20 protein-coding genes and 1 riboswitch are annotated in these 19,445 nt (G+C 72.7%); of the genes, 13 read left to right on the top strand and 7 right to left on the bottom strand.

Going from position 1 to position 19,445, the window contains the following annotated elements; genetic code table 11:
* Nucleotides 1-146 precede the first annotated feature (146 nt).
* Nucleotides 147-276, bottom strand: a riboswitch (cobalamin riboswitch).
* Nucleotides 277-500: 224 nt separating this feature from the next.
* Nucleotides 501-1,415 (bottom strand): recombinase family protein, encoded by a 915-nt coding sequence (locus O7620_RS07845; RefSeq protein WP_278122501.1) that lies wholly within the window; start codon nucleotides 1,413-1,415, stop codon nucleotides 501-503.
* Between the two features lie 636 nt (nucleotides 1,416-2,051).
* A complete protein-coding gene (locus tag O7620_RS07840) occupies nucleotides 2,052-2,786 on the bottom strand; it encodes a Tn3 family transposase (RefSeq protein WP_278122500.1) in 735 nt (244 codons plus the stop codon).
* Between the two features lie 174 nt (nucleotides 2,787-2,960).
* Between O7620_RS07840 and O7620_RS07835 the strand changes: the two genes are divergently transcribed.
* A complete protein-coding gene (locus tag O7620_RS07835; RefSeq protein ID WP_278122499.1) occupies nucleotides 2,961-3,767 on the top strand; it encodes an inositol monophosphatase family protein in 807 nt (268 codons plus the stop codon).
* A 22-nt stretch (nucleotides 3,768-3,789) separates the two neighbouring features.
* Here the strand turns inward: O7620_RS07835 and O7620_RS07830 are convergent, their stop codons facing one another.
* Nucleotides 3,790-4,125, bottom strand: coding sequence for a hypothetical protein (locus O7620_RS07830; RefSeq protein ID WP_278122498.1), 336 nt, complete (start codon nucleotides 4,123-4,125; stop codon nucleotides 3,790-3,792).
* A gap of 120 nt (nucleotides 4,126-4,245) precedes the next feature.
* Here O7620_RS07830 and O7620_RS07825 point away from each other — a divergent pair, with 120 nt between their 5' ends.
* The 5 genes from O7620_RS07825 (at nucleotide 4,246) to O7620_RS07805 (ending at nucleotide 9,222) form a co-directional block, all read left to right on the top strand.
* On the top strand, nucleotides 4,246-4,827 hold the full coding sequence (locus O7620_RS07825) for an RNA polymerase sigma factor (protein ID WP_278122497.1): 582 nt from the start codon (nucleotides 4,246-4,248) through the stop codon (nucleotides 4,825-4,827).
* Nucleotides 4,820-5,524, top strand: a complete 705-nt coding sequence (locus O7620_RS07820; RefSeq protein WP_278122496.1) for a hypothetical protein — start codon at nucleotides 4,820-4,822, stop codon at nucleotides 5,522-5,524. Before O7620_RS07825 ends, O7620_RS07820 begins: the two co-directional genes overlap by 8 nt.
* Before the next feature lie 73 nt (nucleotides 5,525-5,597).
* Nucleotides 5,598-6,146, top strand: coding sequence for a hypothetical protein (locus tag O7620_RS07815; RefSeq protein ID WP_278122495.1), 549 nt, complete (start codon nucleotides 5,598-5,600; stop codon nucleotides 6,144-6,146).
* Nucleotides 6,147-6,368: 222 nt separating this feature from the next.
* Entirely contained in the window at nucleotides 6,369-8,510 is a 2,142-nt protein-coding gene (helR, locus tag O7620_RS07810; protein ID WP_278126904.1) for an RNA polymerase recycling motor ATPase HelR, read from the top strand.
* A 19-nt stretch (nucleotides 8,511-8,529) separates the two neighbouring features.
* The gene (locus O7620_RS07805) at nucleotides 8,530-9,222 is read left to right on the top strand and encodes a hypothetical protein (protein ID WP_278122494.1); all 693 of its coding nucleotides are present in this window, start codon (nucleotides 8,530-8,532) and stop codon (nucleotides 9,220-9,222) included.
* Between the two features lie 45 nt (nucleotides 9,223-9,267).
* Here O7620_RS07805 and O7620_RS07800 read toward each other — a convergent pair whose 3' ends face one another.
* Both O7620_RS07800 and O7620_RS07795 read right to left on the bottom strand, forming a co-directional pair.
* Complete coding sequence (locus O7620_RS07800; protein ID WP_278122493.1) at nucleotides 9,268-10,173, bottom strand: aldo/keto reductase; 906 nt, start codon at nucleotides 10,171-10,173, stop codon at nucleotides 9,268-9,270.
* Nucleotides 10,174-10,246: 73 nt separating this feature from the next.
* Entirely contained in the window at nucleotides 10,247-11,512 is a 1,266-nt protein-coding gene (locus tag O7620_RS07795) for an MFS transporter (protein WP_151493184.1), read from the bottom strand.
* Between the two features lie 161 nt (nucleotides 11,513-11,673).
* Between O7620_RS07795 and O7620_RS07790 the strand changes: the two genes are divergently transcribed.
* Together O7620_RS07790 and O7620_RS07785 are read left to right on the top strand one after the other, a co-directional pair.
* Nucleotides 11,674-12,663 carry a LacI family DNA-binding transcriptional regulator gene (locus O7620_RS07790; RefSeq protein ID WP_278122492.1) on the top strand — a complete coding sequence of 330 codons (990 nt, stop codon included), beginning with the start codon at nucleotides 11,674-11,676 and terminating at the stop codon, nucleotides 12,661-12,663.
* A gap of 156 nt (nucleotides 12,664-12,819) precedes the next feature.
* Nucleotides 12,820-13,440, top strand: a complete 621-nt coding sequence (locus tag O7620_RS07785) for a phospholipase (protein ID WP_278122491.1) — start codon at nucleotides 12,820-12,822, stop codon at nucleotides 13,438-13,440.
* Between the two features lie 318 nt (nucleotides 13,441-13,758).
* On the opposite strand, the gene O7620_RS07780 is transcribed toward O7620_RS07785, so the two are convergent.
* Nucleotides 13,759-14,883, bottom strand: a complete 1,125-nt coding sequence (locus O7620_RS07780; RefSeq protein ID WP_278122490.1) for an FUSC family protein — start codon at nucleotides 14,881-14,883, stop codon at nucleotides 13,759-13,761.
* 194 nt (nucleotides 14,884-15,077) lie between these two features.
* Nucleotides 15,078-15,707, bottom strand: coding sequence for a TetR/AcrR family transcriptional regulator (locus tag O7620_RS07775; RefSeq protein ID WP_278122489.1), 630 nt, complete (start codon nucleotides 15,705-15,707; stop codon nucleotides 15,078-15,080).
* 156 nt (nucleotides 15,708-15,863) lie between these two features.
* On the opposite strand from O7620_RS07775, the gene O7620_RS07770 reads away from it, so the two are divergent.
* From O7620_RS07770 to O7620_RS07750, 5 genes are all read left to right on the top strand, one after another.
* Nucleotides 15,864-16,613: an FAD-dependent monooxygenase gene (locus O7620_RS07770; RefSeq protein WP_278122488.1), complete on the top strand. Its 750-nt coding sequence runs from the start codon at nucleotides 15,864-15,866 to the stop codon at nucleotides 16,611-16,613.
* 259 nt (nucleotides 16,614-16,872) lie between these two features.
* Nucleotides 16,873-17,646, top strand: a complete 774-nt coding sequence (locus tag O7620_RS07765; RefSeq protein ID WP_278122487.1) for a DUF3153 domain-containing protein — start codon at nucleotides 16,873-16,875, stop codon at nucleotides 17,644-17,646.
* 144 nt (nucleotides 17,647-17,790) lie between these two features.
* A complete protein-coding gene (locus O7620_RS07760) occupies nucleotides 17,791-18,126 on the top strand; it encodes a hypothetical protein (RefSeq protein WP_151493011.1) in 336 nt (111 codons plus the stop codon).
* Between the two features lie 11 nt (nucleotides 18,127-18,137).
* A complete protein-coding gene (locus O7620_RS07755; RefSeq protein WP_278122486.1) occupies nucleotides 18,138-18,746 on the top strand; it encodes a glycine zipper family protein in 609 nt (202 codons plus the stop codon).
* Nucleotides 18,743-19,429, top strand: a complete 687-nt coding sequence (locus O7620_RS07750) for a carboxypeptidase regulatory-like domain-containing protein (protein WP_278122485.1) — start codon at nucleotides 18,743-18,745, stop codon at nucleotides 19,427-19,429. Before O7620_RS07755 ends, O7620_RS07750 begins: the two co-directional genes overlap by 4 nt.
* The last annotated feature ends 16 nt before the right edge of the window (nucleotides 19,430-19,445 follow it).

Genomic DNA, 19,445 nt, shown 5'->3' with positions numbered 1-19,445 from the left:
AGCGGTGAACGGCGGGAGAGCGCCCGGGTATGGGTGCGGCAGAGCGGCCGTCGCTCAGGTCACGACGGTGGTCGTCGGTGACGGAGACGCCGTGCGTCATCGGGTCCTCCTCGGGTGTCCACGCCCTGGGGTACATCCGACGGCCGAAGTATCCTGGCTTCCGGATCGACGCTCTCCCCCGGCCTTCCAACCGCAGACACACGGCCGTGACTCACGAGGGGGGATCACTCCCCGGTGACAGTGGCGGGACCGCGTCGGATTCGCACCGACTTCCTTCACTGCCGTCAGGCCGCGAATGCTGCCACACCGCCGCGCCGCCGGTCAACGCGCACGCCTGCATCGGACGGCGGCGCTCGCCACAGTGAACCGCGAAGATGTCGGCGGGGGGCCTCTCGTCGCAGTCGCGGGCTGCCGAGTCGGTTCGTCGACGCCGCGGGGTGACGGCGGAGGAGGGCGTCGTGTTGGCTGACGGCCGGTGGGCCGGGCCGGGTGTGGGCGGGTTACGCGGTGATCTGGCTGGCGAGGCGCAGCCGGTCGTTGTAGATGCGGTACGCCTTGCGGTCGGCGGAGGACGCCCCGTCGGTGTTGAGTGTGGCCGCGGCGGCCAGCATGGCGTGATGGACCTCGGGCAGTGCGGTGACGTGCAGGCTGTAGCCCTGACCGCGCCGGACCGTTCGCCCGCGACGCAGGGCGTGTTGCTCGGCTTCGGCGAGGTCGGTGTGGTCTGCGAGGTGCTGGGCAAGCTTGCCGGGAATCTCTACACGGACCGCTTGCGCTGTGGTTGCGGCGGGTGCGGGCTGGTCGGGTTGATTGGGCAGCAGATCGGCGATCGCGGTGCGGATCGCGCCGCGGCTGACGTTGTGCTCGCGGGCCAGGGCGGCGATGCTGGCCCCGTTCCGGTACGCCTGGCGGATCTGGTCGGTTACACCGAGCTGGGCGTGCCGGGGACGCCGGCCGGAGATCGTGCCGCTGGCCCAGGCCGCGGCGAGTCCTTCGCGGGTGAGTTCGTTCTGCAGGTCGCGTTGGAACTGCCCGACGGAGACGAGCACGTTGACCAGCATGGTGGTGGTCGCGTCGGTGGCGGCCAGGTCGGTGATGTTCGACAGGGCGCCGGAGAGCACACGCAATGTCACCTGGTGCTGCTGGCACCAGGCGCGCAGGGCGAGGATGTCGGCCAGGTCGCGGCACAGCCGGTACAGCTCGGAGACGGTGAGCCGGTCGCCGGGCCGGGCATAGCGGGTCAGCTCCCGGAAGCCGGCGCGCTCCAGCGCGGGGATCTTCGAGGAGGTCGCCGGATCGCTGAAGATCCGCACCCCCTCGGCGCCGCCGGTGAGTCCGACCGCGTCGAGCAGGTACGTCTGCCGCTGGGTGCTCTGCTCGTCCGTAGAGACCCGCGTATAGACCAGATCCGCCATGACCGCGCTGTCTCCTTGATCCGTCGCTGTCGGCACCCAAGGGTCTACCTGTCAGCAAACCCTGTCGTCAACCCTGATCGGCCCGGATCGGATCAGCGGACCTATTTCCGGTGGTCGCGGCGTGTCCAAGGGACGGATCGGGCGCCCTGTCAGCAAAGGGTCCTTTGCCGACACAAACAGATCGAGTCGCCGGGCTCGTCGTGAGCACCGTGAACCTACGGACGAGATACCTCGCTGCAAGAGATGTACAACCATCTACAGAGGAGCGAACTTGTCACTTCGCCGGGTCGAAGGATCACGTAACCTCAGAGAAGCGGCTATGCCGCCTCCACCGCCCAACCCGACCGCAACGGCTCCGAGCGCCTCTTCGCGATCACGAGAAGACCAGATGCGGATGGAGACCATGACGACGGCTGCTGCTACTACCTCAACGAGGGCACCCGCGACTCCAGGGGTGGCCTCCGCATCGAATCCGGCTCCCACCTCATCGGGCCCGGCGGCGTCCTTGTCGAGTCCGGCTTCCACCCCGTCGGGTCGGACGCCCCGTTGACACCTTGGCCGCATCGACCACGCAAGCGGCGTCGATGGCTGCACGCCGGTCCCGTCCCCGCTCTGGGGGGCGGGACCGGCGGCGTCTCAGGCCGCTGCGGCCTTGGCAGGTGCGGGGCCGGTGGTGCCGCGCTCGTAGTCGATGCGTTGGTCGAGGTCGAGCTGGAAGGTGCCGTGCAGGGCGACGTTGGACCAGAACAGCGGGGTGAGGCCGCGCAGATCGTGTTCGGTGAGCCGGGCCGCCCAGTCCGGTTCGGCCAGGACGCGGTCGACCATGCGGGTGTTGACCAGCACGAGCGCGGACTGGAGCAGGTGCAGGGAGAGCATGGAGATCTCCTGAGCCTCGCGGTCGGCGCCGGGCAGTTCGGCCCCGCGGCCGTAGTGGATGGCCACGTTCGCGGAGTTCCACTGTTCGACGACCTGCAAGCCCTCGTGGATCTCGCGGCGCAGCGCGGGGTCGGCGAGGTAGTCGGCGATGAACGCCGTCCGGACGGCGCGGCCGAGTTCCTCGATCGCGGCGAGGGTGGGGTGCTTGGGGCCGCGGGTGTTGAACCGGCGCAGGATCTGCTCGGCCTCGGCGGTGCCGAGCTGCAACGCCCGCACGTACTTGATCATTTGGTCGTATTCGCGGGTGATCAGGTCCCAGTTGATCGCCCTGGTCAGCACCGGCTCCAGCCCGGGGTAGCTGGCCCCGTCGGCGGGCCGGTAGAGGCGGGCGGCGCCGATGTTTTTGAGCCGGGGCAGCAGCCGGTAGCCGAGCAGGTGGGTGAACGCGAACCCGACCACGCTGGCGCCGTGGGTGTCGGTGTAGTTGGCGGCCATTCGCGCCAACGTCCTTCTGATCGATGGTCGACTCTGCGTTGTCCAGCACTACCTACCGCAGATGCGAGGTGTCGACTGCCCGACCATGGTCATCGAGCGCAGCGCCGGCCCCTCCGGTCTTTACCCGATATTCGACGATATGTTCAGCTCGCTATGGGAGCGCAGCCGCCAGCTATGACCGACTACGCCCGCCTCCTCCCCCTCGCACAGGAGGCCGTTGACCTGGCACACGACCTGATGCGGACGCTTCAGCCCGGTGCGCTGACCTTCAAGGGTGACCGCGACATGGCCTCGGACGTGGATTACGCCATCGAGCGAGCGGTTCGCGAGCACCTGGCCGCCAAGGCGCCTGACATCGGATTCCTCGGCGAGGAGTACGGCACCAGCGGCGACACCAGCGCACTGACCTGGGCACTCGATCCGGTCGACGGCACCGTCAACTTCATCCACGGCTCGCCCCTGTGCGCGATCTCCCTCGGCCTCATCCACCGCACACGCGCCGTCCTTGGTGTCATCGACCTCCCGTTCCTCGGCACCCGCTACCACGCCGTCCAGGGGCACGGAGCCTATGCCGACAACCGACGCATCCGCGCCAGCCAGGTCACCGATCTCCGGGACGCCGTCGTCGCCATTGGCGACTATGCAGTCGGTGCCGAGGCCAGGCGGAAGAACACCGAGCGACTTGCCATCACCGAGCAGCTCGCCCGACACGTCCAACGGATACGCATGCACGGGTCAGCCGCAATCGACCTCGCCTGGTTGGCTCACGGCCGGATCGACGCGTTCGTCATGCTCAACAACAATCCCTGGGACACCATCGCGGGCGTCGTCATCGCCAAAGAGGCTGGCGCGCTGGTGGTCGACATCGACGGCACGCCCCACGACGTGAACGCTGCCGCCACAATCGGTGGCAGCGAGCTGATCCTTCCGCCCGTCCTCACGCTCATCCGGCGATCACTCACCCAGGTGAAACCCGCTTGAGCCCGCTCACGGCCTGACCGTCTCAGTGGGCGCGGCGCTCCGGGTGTGCCCGGTTCCACACCCGCATCCGCTCCGGGTAGCCGGTGCGCGCCGCCTCGTACAGCGGCACCGCGTGCTTGCGGGCGATGGCGCCCGCCGCCCGTGGCGTGCCGGTGCGGCGGCGGATCCACTCACCGTCGTGGGCGATCGCCACCACGGTCGTGTCGGTGGCGGTGGTCTCCGGCTCCAGGTAGAACTCCACCCCCCGCCGGCTGGCGACGAACGCCTCCAGCGCCGCGAGGTCGTCGCGGGTCGCCTCCCGGTCCAGCTTGGTCGGGGTCGTCTCGGCACCCCGCGACCGCCGGTTGAACCAGCCCATGGCCCACCCCTCTCCTCGACGCTCCCACCAGTGCAGCACCGAATCCTGGCAATCCGCTGCATGCCGGATGGGAGCAACCTGATTCGCGTCGGGTGGAACCCGCGACGCCCGTGCGGTGTCATGAGGGTGATCGGAGCGGAGGTTTCCCTGGACGACCACGTGCTCGTCACCCGCGCTCGGGCAGGTGACCTGGAGGCGTACGACCTCCTGGTCGCCCGGCACACCGCGTCCGCGTACCGGACGGCGGTGCTGCTCGGCGCGGGCCCGGACTCCGAGGACGTCATCCAGGAGGCGTTCGTGAAGGCGTACCGCAAGCTCTCCCGCTATCGCGGTGAGTCGTCCTTCCGCTCCTGGCTGCTGGCGATCGTCGCCAACGAGACGCGCAACCTGCACCGCTCGCGCAGCCGGCGGGACGGGCTGGTGCTGCGGGCCGCGGCGGCCGGTCCAGCGTCGGAGGCCGCCGAGGACGGGGCGGTCGGCGCGGTTCTCGCCGGGGAGCGCCGCAGCGCGCTGGTACACGCGTTGCGCCAGTTGCCGGTACGCGATCGCGAGGTGATCGTCTGTCGGTTCTTCCTCGACCTCAGCGAGGAGGAGACCGCGGAGACGTTGGGTTGGCCCCGGGGCACGGTGAAGTCGCGGACGTCGCGGGCGTTGGCGAAGCTGCGCGGCCTGCTCGACCGCGAGGAGGTCCGGCATGGGTGACCTCGAGCGGGAACTGCGTGACCTCTCCACCTGGCTGGACACGCCCGCCGCGCCCGACGTGACCGTCCGCGTCCGCGCACGGCTCGCCGGACCGCGCCGACGGTGGCGGGTGTACGCGGCCGCGGCTCTCGCCGCCCTGCTGGTGGCGGTGCTGCCGCCGGCCCGGGCCGCCGTCGCCGACGCCGTCGGCGGGCTGCTGCGCTTCGCGGGTGTCAGCATCGCCCCGTCGTCGGGGCGGCCCGCCGGCACTCCGTCGCCGCTGCCGTCGCAGCGCACGGCCGCCATCGCCGAGGCGCAGCGGGGGGTGCGCTTTCCGATCCGCGTACCGGCACGGCTGGGGCCGCCCGAGCAGGTGCTCGTGGCGGACCCCGACCCCACGGGCGGCCACCGCGTGGCGACGCTGCTCTACCGCGGGGGCGCGCTGCGCATCGACGCCTTCGACGGCCGCCTCAACCTGGCCTTCCACAAGGAGACCAGTCGACCCGACGCGGAGTGGGTCCAGGTCGACGGCGACTTCGCGGTCTGGGTCGGCAGCCCACACGTGCTGTCCTACGTGGACCGTTCCGGCCGCGTCCACCGGGAGACCGCCCGGCTGGCCGCCTCGACCCTGATCTGGCAGGACGGCGACGTGAGCTACCGGCTCGAGGGTGATCTCGGCAAGCTCGAGGCGATCGAGATCGCCGAGTCGATGACCTAGGAACCCGGCGGCTCCGAGCGGTGTCGTGATGATGCGACACACAACTCGCTTCATCGACGCATCGGAGGGTGACATGGGTGCCTGGGTCAGATTCACGCTGGGGTCGGTGCTCCTGCTGGCGGCCTGTGCGACCAGTGACCGGCCGAGCACGGGAGCGGCGCCAGCCACGGGGAGCGCCGGCACGGCCCCGGTGGCCGCCGGCACGCCCTCGGTGGCCGCGGCGACCGGCTGCCGCTCGCGGGTCGAGACGGGCACGCTGCCCGACTGGGCGCAGACCGGCTTCCACGGGGACGCCCGGGCGCCGCACGTGCTCGGTGCGCAGGGCCACATCGTCGCGGTGCTGTTCGGAAACCCGCTGGCGCAGGTCAGGCGGGACGGATCGAACAACAAGATCCTCTGGGTGTCCCGGCCGGCCACGGCGTCGGCCGACCCGACGTCGCCGGCCACCCTGGTGATCACCGCGACGCTGGACGGCACCGGCACCCGGGTGACCCGGGAGGTCGACGGCGGGCCGGGCCCGTCGATCATCGACATGCCGAGCGCCGGATGCTGGCGCCTCGACCTGCGCTGGGGCGGGCGCAGCGACAGCATGGACCTGGTCTACGCCGAACGGAAGCCCTGACGATCGGTGCGGGGTGCGTCGCCGGCGAGTGGGTGATCAAGGGAGAGCTGATGACCTAGGGAGAAGAAGCACTCAATCCCTGCCACTTTTAACATATACCGCACCGGGGGACTTGTGGCAAGACCCGGGTCGTACCGCAGAATTGCCGGCCGGACCGCGTTTCCACAGCTCGGAGACGCGCGCTGACCCGCACCCAGATCGGAGCGACCCGACGTGGACCCGCTGATCCTCAGCGTCTTTGATCTCCCCGACCAACTCCGCGCCAAGGCAGACCCGGCGCTGATCGCCCGCGACGAGCAGCACTTCGCGACCATGGCGGCGAGCCTCGAGCAGACGTACACCGATCTGTCCGGCCGCCTCGATGCCGAACGCCGGGCGCCCGGCGGCGCCGGCCGGCAGGCGGTGGAACGTGACCGGGAGGTCCGCCGGCTGAGCGCCCAACTGCGCGCGCTGCGCCGCTACGGCCTGGACCTCTGCCTCGGTCGCATGGTCAGCACGGACAGCCCGGAGCCCGTGTACATCGGACGGCGCGGCCTCACCGACGGCGCCGGACGCCGCCTGCTGCTCGACTGGCGCTCCCCCGCCGCCGAGCCGTTCTTCGGCGCCACCCACGCCAACCCGATGGGCCTGACGAGCCGCCGCCGGTACCGCTGGACCCTCGGCCGGATCACCGACTACTGGGACGAGGTGTTCACCGCCGACGGGTTCGCGGGGCACGCCGCGCTCGACGACCAGTCCGCGTTCATCGCCAGCCTGGGCGGCAGCCGGTCGAGCCGGATGCGCGACGTGCTCGGCACCATCCAGGCCGACCAGGACGCCATCATCCGGGCGGGCTCCCGCGGCGCGCTCGTCGTCGACGGCGGCCCCGGCACGGGCAAGACCGTCGTCGCCCTGCACCGCACCGCGTACCTGCTCTACTCCGACCCTCGGCTCGGCCAACGTCAGGGTGGTGTGCTGTTCGTCGGCCCGCACCAGCCCTACCTGGCGTACGTCGCCGACGTCCTGCCCAGCCTCGGCGAGGAGGAGGTGCAGATCTGCACACTGCGCGACCTCGTCGCCGAGGGCGCCACGGCGACGGTGGAGAGCGACCCGGACGTGGCCTGGCTGAAGTCGTCCGCGCGGATGGTGACGGCGATCGAGGCGGCCGTGCGGTTCTACGAGGAGCCACCCGGCACGGGGATGACGGTGGCGACCGACTGGGCCGAGATCCGGTTGAGCGCCGACGACTGGGTCGAGGCGTTCGCGGCACCGGACCCGGGCACCCCGCACAACGAGGCACGCCACCAGGTCTGGGAGGAGTTGCTGACGATCCTGCTGGACAGGTACGACGGCGACGAACCAGAGCACGTGCTGCGCGCGGCGCTGCTGCGCAACGAGGACCTGCGGACGGCGTTCCACCGCGCCTGGCCGCTGCTCGAAGCGGCCGACCTGGTCGGTGACCTGTGGTCGGTCCCCGCCTACCTGCGCCGGTGCGCCCCCTGGCTCAGCCCCGACGAGGTCCGTACCCTCCAACGCGACGACGCGCAGGCCTGGACGGTGTCCGACCTGCCCCTGCTGGACGCGGCCCGGCAGCGTCTCGGCGACCCGGCGGCCGCGGAACGCCGGCGTCGGCACGCGGCCTCCTTCGCCGCCGAACGCGCGCGGATGTCCACCGTCGTCGACGACCTGATCGAGGCCGACGTCTACGACGACGGTGAGGGTCTGCTGACGATGCTGCGCCACCAGGACCTGCGTGACGCCCTGGTCGACCAGAGCGCGATGCCCAGCGTCGACCCGGACCTGCTCGCCGGCCCGTTCGCGCACATCGTCGTGGACGAGGCGCAGGAGCTCACCGACGCCGAGTGGCAGATGGTGCTGCTGCGCTGCCCGTCACGGAGCCTCACCATCGTCGGGGATCGCGCCCAGGCCCGGCACGGGTTCACCGAGTCGTGGCAGGAACGGCTCCGGCGGATCGGGCTCGACCGGATCGATCTGGCCTCGCTGACCGTCAACTACCGGACGCCGAAGGAGGTCATGGCCGAGGCCGAGCCGGTCATCCGCACCGTGCTCCCGGACGCCAACGTGCCGACGTCCATCCGCGACGGTGATCCCGTCGTCCACGGGTCTGTCGCCGACCTGGGGTCCATCCTCGACACCTGGCTCGCCGCGCACGACGAGGGGATCGCGTGCGTGATCGGCGACGCCACGGTCCCGGCGACGCCCCGCGTCCGGTCGCTGGCCCCGGAGCTGTCCAAGGGTCTGGAGTTCGACCTGGTCGTCCTCGTCGAACCGGAGGCGTTCGGCGACGGCATCGAAGGGGCGGTGGACCGTTATGTCGCGATGACCCGGGCAACCCAGCAACTGGTCGTCCTCACCCGGTCCTGAGCGGCTCTAGGCTGATCGCGTGCCCCACGACGGGCGGGAGGCGGCGGCCCGCGACAACGCCGAGTGGTGCGCCGTGGTGTGCGCCAGCCACGGGTTGACCGGCCGGAGCGACGCCGACGCCTGGTCGGTCCCCCGCCGCTCGCCACCCTGGTACCCCGACGCGGTCACCCTGCGCCCCGGCGTCGACCCGGATGCCCTGCTGGCCCGGATCGAGGAAGGTCCCGGCGCGTCGGTGAAGGACAGCTTCGCCGACCTCGACCTGTCCGGCCACGGCTTCGTGGTGCTCCTCGACGCGCAGTGGATCCACCGCCCGCCGACGCACGGGCCGCCCGGCACGCCGCTGACCCGGGTCACCACTCCCGAGCGGCTGGCCGCCTGGGCGGGCGCGCACGGCGGCGGGGAGCTGTTCCGACCGGAACTGCTGACCAGCCCCGGGGTACGCATCCTCGCCCGCGAGGACGAGCGCGGGGGGATCGTCGGCGGCGCGGTGGTCAGCGGCGAGGGCGTGCACGGAGTCTCCAACGTGTTCACCCGCACCGCGGATCCCCTCGACGTGTGGCAGGGCGTGCTCGCCACCCTGCCCGGAGTCCCCCTGGTCGGCTACGAGTCCGGCCCGGACCTCGCCGTCGCCCTACAAGCCGGATTCTCCCCCCAGGGCCCCCTCCGCGTCTGGCTCCACCCCGACCCCGCTCCCCCACCCCGTCGATCATGAGGTTGACGGCGCGACACACCGGCACCGGCGCCGCCAACCTCATGATCACCGGGGTGGGGTCAACTGGGCCAGGTCCTCGGGGGTCAGGGTCAGCGCTGCGGCGGCGATGTTCTGCTCCAGGTGTGCGGTGTTTCCGGTGCCGGGGATAGCCAGCACGTGGGGGCCCTGGTGCAGGGTCCAGGCCAGGCGTACCTGATGGGGGGTGACGCCGTGGGCCCGCGCGACGGCCGTGACCGCCTCGCCCTGGTCGGCGCTCGCGCCCGCCTCGCGGCCGGTGCCGGCGAGGGCGAAGAACGGCACGTAGGCGATGCCCCGCTCGCCGCAGTCCCGGACGAACGCGTCCTGCTCCCGGTACGCGTCCACCCCGTAGTTGTTCTGCACGCAGACGACCGGCGCGATGCCCGCCACCTCGTCCAGGTGCTCGGGCCGCACGTTGGAGAGCCCGAGGTGCCGGATCAGGCCGGCGGCTCGCAGCTCGGCCAGGGCGCCGAACCGGTCGGCCAGCGGCACCGTCGCGGGCCCCCGGCCGAGCCGCAGGTTCACCACGTCCACCTGGTCCAGGCCGAGCCGACGCAGGTTCTCCTCGACCTGGGCGCGCAGCTGCGCCGGGGTGCGCGCCTCGGTGAAGCCCGCCTCCGGGTCGTACCCGAAACCGACCTTGGTGACGATCACCAAATCCTCCGGGTACGGGGCGAGCGCCGCCCGGATCAACTCGGTGGCGTACCGGGCCGGCCCGGTGCCCACGCCCAGCGTTCCCCCCGGCGAGACGTAGAACGCGGCGGTGTCGATGTGGTTGACGCCCAGCTCCACGGCGCGGCGCAGCACTGCGACGGCCCGTTCGCGGTCGGGGTTCGCCGTGATGCGCATCGAGCCGAAGCCCATCCGGTGCACGATGCGGTCGCCCAGGGTCCAGCTGCCCGCCGCGGCGGCGGTGATCTCGTCGGTTGGCATCGGGCGACCGTAACGAGCCCGGGTGCGCGGCGCAGTCGGCCGCACACCCGATACCGCTGACCTGCCGCCTGGGTTAGTTTTCTTGTGCTGGACGAGCCGGTTCGGCGGCGTGCGGCGGGCGCAGCACCGGCACCAGCAGCAGGGTCGGCAGCAGTAGCAGCGGCACCACGAGCAGCGCCCGCAGGGTGCCGACGTGGTCACCGAGCAGCCCCAGCAGCGGTGGCCCACCCAGGAACGCCGTGTAGCCGATCACCGCGACCACGCTGACCCGGACGGCCGCGTGCGCCTCCTCGTCGGCGGCGGCGCTCATCCCGACCGGGAAGCCCAGCGACGCGCCGAGGCCCCACAACGCGACGCCGACGATCGCCAGCGGTCCCGGGCCGGCCAGCACCGCCAGGCCCGCGCCGAGCACGGCGAGCCCGATGGTGCCGGTGAGCACCGGCACCCGGCCCCACCGGTCCAGCGCGACGGTCCCCGCGGTACGCCCGAGGGTCATGCCGACGACGAAGACGCCGAAGACCGTCGCGCCGGCCGCCTCGCTCAGGTCGCGGCCGTCCACGAACGCGACCGCCAGCCAGTCGTTCGCCGCACCCTCGGTGAACGCCGCCACCAGCACGAACAGCCCGATCAGCAGGGTGCGCGGCTCCCGCCAGGCGGCGAGCTGCGCACGGCGACGAGCAGCCGGGGTGGCGTCCGCCGGGTCGCCGGCCGGGTCGTGGGCGGAGGCCGGCAGGTACGTCCGCGCGGCGAGCGCGGTGCCGGTCAACACCACCACCGCCACCGCGGTCAGGTGCGCGCCGACGGCCACGTCCAGGCGGGCCGCCCCGGCACCGAGACCGGCACCGGCCACCGAACCGAGGCTCCACCCCGCGTGGAACCGGGGCATGATGGTCCGGCCGAGCCGCCGTTCCACGGCCGCGCCCTCGACGTTCATCGCCACGTCACAGGCCCCGGACCCGTAGCCCAGGGCGGCCAACCCGAGCGCGACCACGACGAACGACCCGGTCAGCGTGGCACCCACCCCCGCCACGGTCAGGCCGATCGCGACCAGCACGGTGGCCAGGGTCACGGTGCGGGCCGCACCGAGACGCTGGGCGAGCAGGCCGGACGTGGGCATCGCCAGCAGCGCCCCGATGCTCATCGCCAGCAGCAGCAGGCCGAGCCGGCCGGCGGACAGGTCCAACGCCTCACGGACCGCCGGCACCCGGGAGAACCAGGTGCCGACCGCCAGTCCGTTGAGCGTGAAGGTGACGGCCACGCCGTTGCGGGCGACCAGCACGGCCCGCGACGGAGGAGGTGCGGCGTCCGGGGGTACGGATCGGGTGGTGGGGGCGCTCACGACGGCAGGTCCTCTTCCTCGACGGCGATCTCCTGGCACGATCGCACACCTGAGAGCGCTACCACCACAAGCCGGTGTCACCCCTTACCGACGTCAGACCGACCGGGCATGATGCGAACAGGCGTTCGTCCGACCGGGCGGATCGCCGCGGGAGGCGACGTATGACGACAGCGGCACACCGGCCGGCGACCCTGGAGGACGTCGCCCGGCTCGCCGGGGTGTCCCGGTCCACGGCGTCACGGGTCATCGCCGGCACCGGCTTCGCCTCGCCCTACGCCCGGGAACGAGTCACGACGGCCGTCGAGCGACTCGGCTACATACCCAACCCGGCCGCCCGTGCGCTGGTGCGTGGCGTCGGCGTACGCCTCGTGGTGGCGGTCGCGGGGGCCAGCGCGGCGGTGCTCGACTGCCCGTACGTCCACCAGGTGGTCGGCTCGGCGGCGCGGGTCTGCACGCCCGCCGGCGTCGGGGTGGCGCTGCACTGGTTGCCGCTGGGCCAGCCGGGCGAGCTGGACCAGCTCGCCCGGGACCGCAGCGTGTGCGGCGTGGTGCTGGTCAACACCACCAACGAGCTGCTGGACGCCATACCCCGGTCGTTGCAGGGCCGGGTCGTGTCCATCGGCGTCGGATCGTCGGCCGTGCCGTCGTTCGACGTCGACAACGCCGCCGGCGCCGGCGAGGTGCTGCGTCACCTGTACGCCACCGGTCGCCGCCGGATCGCCATGGTGACCGGCCCGCAGTGGCTGCCCTGCTCGCGACGCCCCGTGGACGCGTACCGCGGGCTGATGCGCCAGGCGGGCCTGCCGGAGCGGATCCTGCCCGGCGACTTCTCCGCGGCGCGGGGCCGGAGCGCCGCCGGCGAGGCACTGCGACGCTGGCCGGACGTCGACGCCATCTACGCGATCAGCGACGAGACCGCCTTCGGGGTGATCGCCGCGCTGCGCGACGAGGGCGTACGGGTGCCGGGCGACGTCGCGGTGGCCGGCTTCGACGACATCCCCCTCGCCGCGATGACCGCCCCGGCGCTGACCACCGCCAGCCACCCGGTGGGACGCATCGCGACCGCCGCGGCCACCGCCGTGCTGGACGGGCGTCCGGCCGCCCCGGTGACCCTCTTCCCGTCCGCCCTGGTCGCCCGCGCCAGCGCCTGAGCACCCCGCCGGTTAAGGCCGGGCGGGCCGGGTAACCGCGTCGCACGTGCCGCCGACCGTGGGGAGTGGTGATCCGTGTCCGACCCCGCGCCGCCACACCGGGAACCGGCGCAGGACCCTCGGCGAGGTCGGCTGACCACACGCCCCCATCCGCCGGTGGCGCCGGCGCCCACCGGGCACCTGCCGCTGACCGACGCCGACGGCCGTCCGCTGGGCATGGCGTACGCCCCGCCGCGCACCGACGCGCCGTACCGGCTGGTGCTGCTCCTGCACGGGGCGGGCGGCTCGGCGCGCCACGCACTGGACCTGCTGCTGCCGGTCGCGGACGCGCACCACCTGCTGCTGATGGCCCCGCAGTCGTCGGCGGCGAGCTGGGACCTGATCGCCGGCGGCTTCGGCGTCGACGTCAGGCGCATCGACGGGCTGCTCGCGACCGCGTACGACGGCTACCCGGTGCGGGACGTGACGCTCGGCGGTTTCTCCGACGGCGCCTCGTACGCGTTGTCGCTGGGCCTGGCCAACGGCGACCTGATCGACGCGGTGCTGGCCTTCTCCCCCGGTTTCGCCGCGCCGCCGGCCACCCACGGCCGGCCACGGATCTTCGTCTCGCACGGGGTGGACGACCGCGTGCTGCCCATCGACGTGTGCAGCCGCCGGCTCGTCCCACGCCTGCACGAACTCGGCTACGCCGTCAGGTACGAAGAGTTCCCCGGCGGCCACGAGGTGCCATCCCCCGTCCGCGACGCCGCCACCACCTGGCTGACCACCCCACCCTAACCACGAACCCACCCCTCCCCCGCCCCGCCTCTCCCCCGTCTCCCCGTCTCCCCGTCTCCCCGTCTCCCCCGTCTCCCGCGTCTCCCCGTCTCCCCGTCTCCCCGTCGATCATGGAGTTGTGGTGGGCGTTTTGCATCCATACACGGCTTACGAGAGGCACCACAACTCCATGATCGACTCGGGAGGGCGGCGGGGGCCGGGTCAGGGGGCGGGGCCTGGGCAGGGGGCGGGGCCGGGGGCGGGGCCGGGGGCGGGGCCAGGGCAGGTTCAGAGGGGGGGCCGGGGCAGGTTCAGAGGGGGGCCGGGGCGGGGGCTGGGTTAGAGGGCGGGGAGGCCGAGGGCTTCGTCGACGCGGGCGAGGACGGCGGCGTCGTCGTCGGGGTTGACGCCGCGGAGCAGGTCGATAGCCGTGGCCCGAACCTGACCGATGATCATGGCGAGCGGGAGGGCCTGCGTCGAGCCGAACAGTTGCCCGGCGGTGTGCACGGCGGCGAGGGCCGACTCGTCCGCCCGGCTGGCGTACCGGTCGGCGGCCTCGTCCTGGCCGTTCAGGTCGGCGGCGAGCGCGGCACCGGCCTCGCGGACGGCCTCGGCGAGCGACCGCAGCGCGACGCCCAACTCGGGCGGCACCGGGGTGTGCAGGCGGCTGAGCGTCACCCCGGCACGGGCCAGCACCCGGACGTTGCGTACCGCGTAGTCGATCTGGCGGACCGACTCGTCGACCGACCGTAGCCGGCCGATGTGCCGACGCCGCCGCACGTTGAGCCGCAGCGCCTCACCGGCGGCGAGCACCCCGTCGCGCAGACCGTCGACGCGGACGTCCATCCCCCGGGCCCGCGTCAGTTCGCCCATCGCCGCCGACTCGTCGCGGCGGTCCAGCGCGTCGGCGATGCCGGCCAACAGGCCGGCCAGTTCGTCAAACGTGTGCCGCACCTCGGCGACCAGCGGCGCGAGCGGGTGCCGGGCGTCGACCAGCAGGCTGGCCGCGAGCGCCACCGCGCCGCCGATCAACGCGTCGACGAAGCGGAACGGCACCAGCGTCCCGTCCGGCGGCGCGACCACCACCAGGTAGAGCGCGGACACCGCGGCCTGTACCAGGGTCACGCCGGTCGCGCCGAAGGCGACCGCGAGCAGGACGGTGAGCAGAATGACGGTGAAGACCGTCCAGGTGCTGCCCGGCCCCAGCGCCTGCACCACCAGGTCCGCGACCAGCACCCCGGCGGCCACCCCGAGGATGACTTCGACGGCCCGCCGGATGCGCTGCCCCCGCGCCTGCCCGAGGACGATCAACGCGGCGGCCGGCGCGAAGAACGGCTGCGGATGCCCGAGCAGCCGGGTGGCGAGCAGCCAGGCGACGGTCGCGGCGACGGTGGCCTCCAGCACCGGCCGCCAGCCGTGCCGCAGTCGCCCGCCGGCGACCCGTAGCCCGGTGAGCCGCCGCATCCGTCCACCTCCCCGCACACCGCTCCAGCCGAACGGACCGGCACCGCGCCGCGCCGGGCGGTCCCGGTACCCGAACTGATCGTCTCCCATCACGTGGCGAACCGGCTCACCGGGCCGCTCCCCAGGCCCGACGCGCCGCCCATCACGCGGCGGACCCGCAGGCCGGACGCGCACCGGCCGCACCGGCCGTCCGGTCAGCTTCCGGTCAGGGCACGCAGCAGCGTACGGACGGCGGTGGTCAGGTCGGCACGGCTGGCCGGGCTGCCGGGTGGTGGGGCGGTGAGCGCGCCGGCCCCGACCAGGCGGTCGAAGAGCAGACCGTCCACGAACGCCACGAACTGGTCGCCCTGCCGCTCGGGGTCGGCGGCTCCGGCCCGGCTCAGCAGGTCCCGGGACTGGGTCCGCAGACCGGTGCCGTGGTGCAGGATGCCGCGCAACTCCGGTCGGTGCGCCGCCTCCAGCAGGCAGGCGTAACGGGCCAGGGTCCGGCTGCGTCCGGTGCTCAGCCACCGGTCGAGCACCTCGGCGACACCGCCGGCGAGCCGGTCGAGGTCGGCGGCGCCGAGCCGGGGGCCGGGTGGCGGGGGCGGCGGGCCGGTCGGCAGGTCGAACACGGCGAGGTCGTCCCGGTCGCGCTCGGCGAGACGTCCCACCACGGCCTCGATGAGTGCCTGCCGGGTTCGCAGGTACGCGGAGGTGGTGCCGGCCGGCATCCCGGCACGGCCGTCCACCGCGCGGTGGGTCAGCGCCCGCATGCCGCCGTCGGCGATCAGCTCGATGGCCGCGTCGGCCAGCAGCGCGATCCGGGTCGTCCGGGCCGTCACGGCACCCTCCCCTTTCCGGTGGTCCGCAGGTGGTATCGCTCTTCTACAGGTGTAGAAGGGTGGGCGCCATGAACGATCCGCACGCGGTGGTGGTCGGCGGTGGCATCGGCGGGCTGAGCGCGGCTCTCGCTCTGCACCGGCGCGGATGGCGCCGAGGTGCACTACCGAGGCCCTGGCGGCCCGCAGACCCTCGGGGCGGACCTGGTGGTCGGGGCCGACGGCCTGCGCAGCCGGCTGCGCGCCCAACTCTGGCCGCACCTCCCCGCCCCCGCATACGCGGGCTCCACGGCCTGGCGGGCCGCCATCGCGTTCCCCGATCCGATCCCGACCGCGATCACCTGGGGCCCGGCCAGCGAGTTCGGCATGGTGCCGCTGGGCGACGGCCAGGTCTACTGGTACGCCGCGCTCACCGCCCCGCCCGGCGGCCGCGCCCCGGACGAGCTGGCCGCCGTACGGCAGCACTTCGGCGACTGGCACGAGCCCATCCCGGCGCTGTTGGCGGCGACCCCGCCCGAGGTCGTCCTGCGCAACGACATCTACCACCTGGCCACGGCGCTGCCCTCGTACGTGCGGGGGCGGGTGGCGCTGCTCGGTGACGCCGCCCACGCGATGACACCGAACCTCGGGCAGGGCGCCGGGCAGGCGATCGAGGACGCGGTGGTCCTGGGCGCGGCCTGCGCCGGTGGTGCGCGCGGGCTGCCGGCCGCCCTCGCGGCGTACGACGAGCAGCGCCGTCCCCGCAGCCAGGCCATCGCCCGGTCCTCGCTGCGCGCGGGCCGGTACGGCCAACAGCTGCGCAACCCTCTTGCCCTCGCGGTGCGCGGTGCCGCGTTGCGACTCATCCCGGCCGGCGCCGTGCTGCGCGGCATGACCCGGTTCGTCGACTGGCGACCACCGGCGGGCTGAGAAGGCGGGCACGAGAAGGCGGGCACGAGAAGGTGGGCCGAGAAGGCGGGCACGAGAAGGTGGGCGCTCGGCCGGCGGCGATCACCATCATCTTCGCACCGGAGGGGCGGCGAACCGCACGTCGGCCCAAAACTCCAGAATAGCCATTTGTGCCGTCGGCGGCCCCGGGTAAAGACGACAGTTCGCCGGTACAATCGGCGACTGCATTGTGACTGATCGCTGACTGCTCGTGGTGAAAGCGATCACACACACTGAGCGCATGAACAGGAGAGTCAACCGCGGTAGGGCACTCCGCGTCGCGGTGTGTCTCGTTCTTCTCGCCGCGCTGAGCGGCTGCATGCAACTCAACATGGGCCTCACCGTCAACGCCGACGACACGGTCGACGGGCAGCTGCTGCTGACGGCCCAGAAGTCCGTGCTCACCGCACGGAACAAGAACATCTCGGCGGCCTTCGCGGAGCTGCGGCAGAACATTCCCGCGCTGCCTCCGGGCGAGGAGACCGGCTACGAGGACAGCCAACTCTTCGGGTCCCAGATCAGTTACCGCAAGGCGCCGCTGAAGACGTTCGACAGCGAGAGCGTGAAACTGGTCCGGGACGGCGATTTCTACCGCTTCACGTTGCCACTTGATCCGAAGAAGTACGGCGGAAAGGTCGCCGAGCAGAATCCGCAGAACCAGCAGGCATTCATGAAACTGATGTCGTTCGAGATCTCGGTGACATTTCCGGGCCGGGTGATCGACAGCAATGGCACGGTCAACGGCCGCTCGGTCAGCTGGAAGGTGAACCCCAACCAGGACAAGCCGGCCGAACTGCGTGCCGTGGCCGAGGCGCCACCCCGACCGTCGACCTCGCCGGCAGCCGCCGGCGACGACAGCGGGTTCCCGTGGCTGCTGGTCGTCGGCGGCGTACTCCTGGTGGTGCTGCTCGCCGCGGTGAGCGTACTCCTGCTGCGTCGCCGCCGCCCGACGGCGCCGGCCGCGCCCGGTCCGACCGCGCCCGGTCCGTCTCCGGGCGCGGCGGGGCCCGGCTGATCCATCGGTGGCCGGCCCTGCCGGCCACGCCCGGCCCCGGCCGCCCCGCGCCGACGGCGACCGGCCCCGGCGCTCCCGCCCGGGGGCACCGGACCTCACCTCCACCACATCCCGGTCGCACCATCGCAGAAAAGGGGGATCGCCGTGAACGATCTCTTCACCTGGGCCGCCCTGGGCAGCATCGCCGGCGCGAGCGCCGCCACCCTGCTGGCCACCAACGTCATCGGCGGCCTGATCGGCCCCAGCGGGGACAAGCTCCGCAAGTGGATCGCCATCGCCATCGCACTGCTGCTGTCCTACGTGACCGCGGCGTTCGCCGACGAGGCCGGCGGCGAGAAGTGGGTCATCGCGTTCTTCAACGCGCTGGTGATCTTCTCCGCCGCGCTCGGCATCAACCAGTTCCCGCCCGGCAACCGGCAGGCGACCCCGACCCAGGTCGCGAGCGGTCGCGAGCCCCGAGTCTTCCGCTCCTGGGTCTGAGGGGTGACGTCATGATCTTCGGAATTCTCAGCGCGGCGGTCCAGGTCTGCGTCGGCGCCGTCCTCGGCCTCCTGACCGGCGGCCCGGTCGGCCTGCTCATCGGCGCCGTCGTGGGCCTGCTGGTCGGCGCGGTCTTCGGCTGGGCGGTGGCCTCCGCCGGGGTGTACGCGTCGGACGCGCGCGGCATCTTCCTCTTCGTCGTCGACCACACCTGGAGCCTGCTGAACACGGTCGTCGGGGCCATCTACCTGGCCGTGCACCTGATCTTCGGGCACTCGTTGGACCGGCCCACCTCACTGAGCAGTGGCCGAGTCAGCGTGGTGGAGGGCGTCTCACCCCGCTACGCCACCACCATCGGCACCGTCTGCGCCGGCTCGAGCTCGGGCATCCAGCGACACGAGGACGTGCACATCTTCCAGGCGCGCCTGCTCGGCCCGCTCTACATCCCGCTGGTGCTGGCGAACTACGTGCTGTTCACCATCGCCCCGGTGTGGCTGCTCTACCACGACCACACGAACGCCCCGATCAACCGCTTCACCCGGTACTTCGAGATCGGCGTCTACCCGCACGTGTGGAACGAGGCCATCGCGTACCGGATCCAGGGGACGCCGCCGCGATGACCGGGCGCGGACCGATCGAGACGGCCACCACCGAGCTGGCCACCTGGCTGACCGGCGCGGCGGGCGAACCCGTCCCGATCGGCCCGCCCCGCACCGACGGCGACGGGCTCACCCTCTGGCCGATGGATCTGCGCCCGGCCCGGCAGACCCGCTCCAGCGGCGCGGTCCGCGAACCGTACCGGTTCACGATCCGCTACCTGCTCTGCGTGACCGGACCGGCCGGACTGGACCGCCTCGACCGGGTGCTCACCGCCGCCACCAGCGACGGCAGCTACCCGGTGGTGCTGGAGGCCGGCGACCCCACCCTGTGGACGGCGCTCGGCGCCGCACCCCGCCCGGCACTGCTCATCGACGTGCCGGCGCAGGTGGACCACCCGACCCCGGCCGCGCCGCCGGTGCTGCGACCGCTGCGGCTGCACCAACTTGCGGTACGCAGCCTCGCCGGCCGGGTGGTCGGCCCCGAGGACCAACCACTGGCGGCGATGCGCGTCGAACTGCCCGGCAGCCCGTCGGCCACCCACACCGACCCCGACGGCCGGTTCCTCATCGTCGGCGTCCCGCACGACCCCGAACACCCCGCACCGGTACGACTGCGGCTGACCGGACGAGGGCTCGTGCTCACCGCCGACGTCGACGCGGACGAGGACGACATCGTCATCGTCTGCGCGCCACCGACCAACTGACGCCCACCCGCACAGG

Source organism: Micromonospora sp. WMMD710, assembly GCF_029626045.1.
Taxonomy (GTDB): Bacteria; Actinomycetota; Actinomycetes; order Mycobacteriales; family Micromonosporaceae; genus Micromonospora.
Note: the sequence above shows the minus strand (reverse complement) of the source record. Positions and strands in the feature narration are given on the sequence as shown.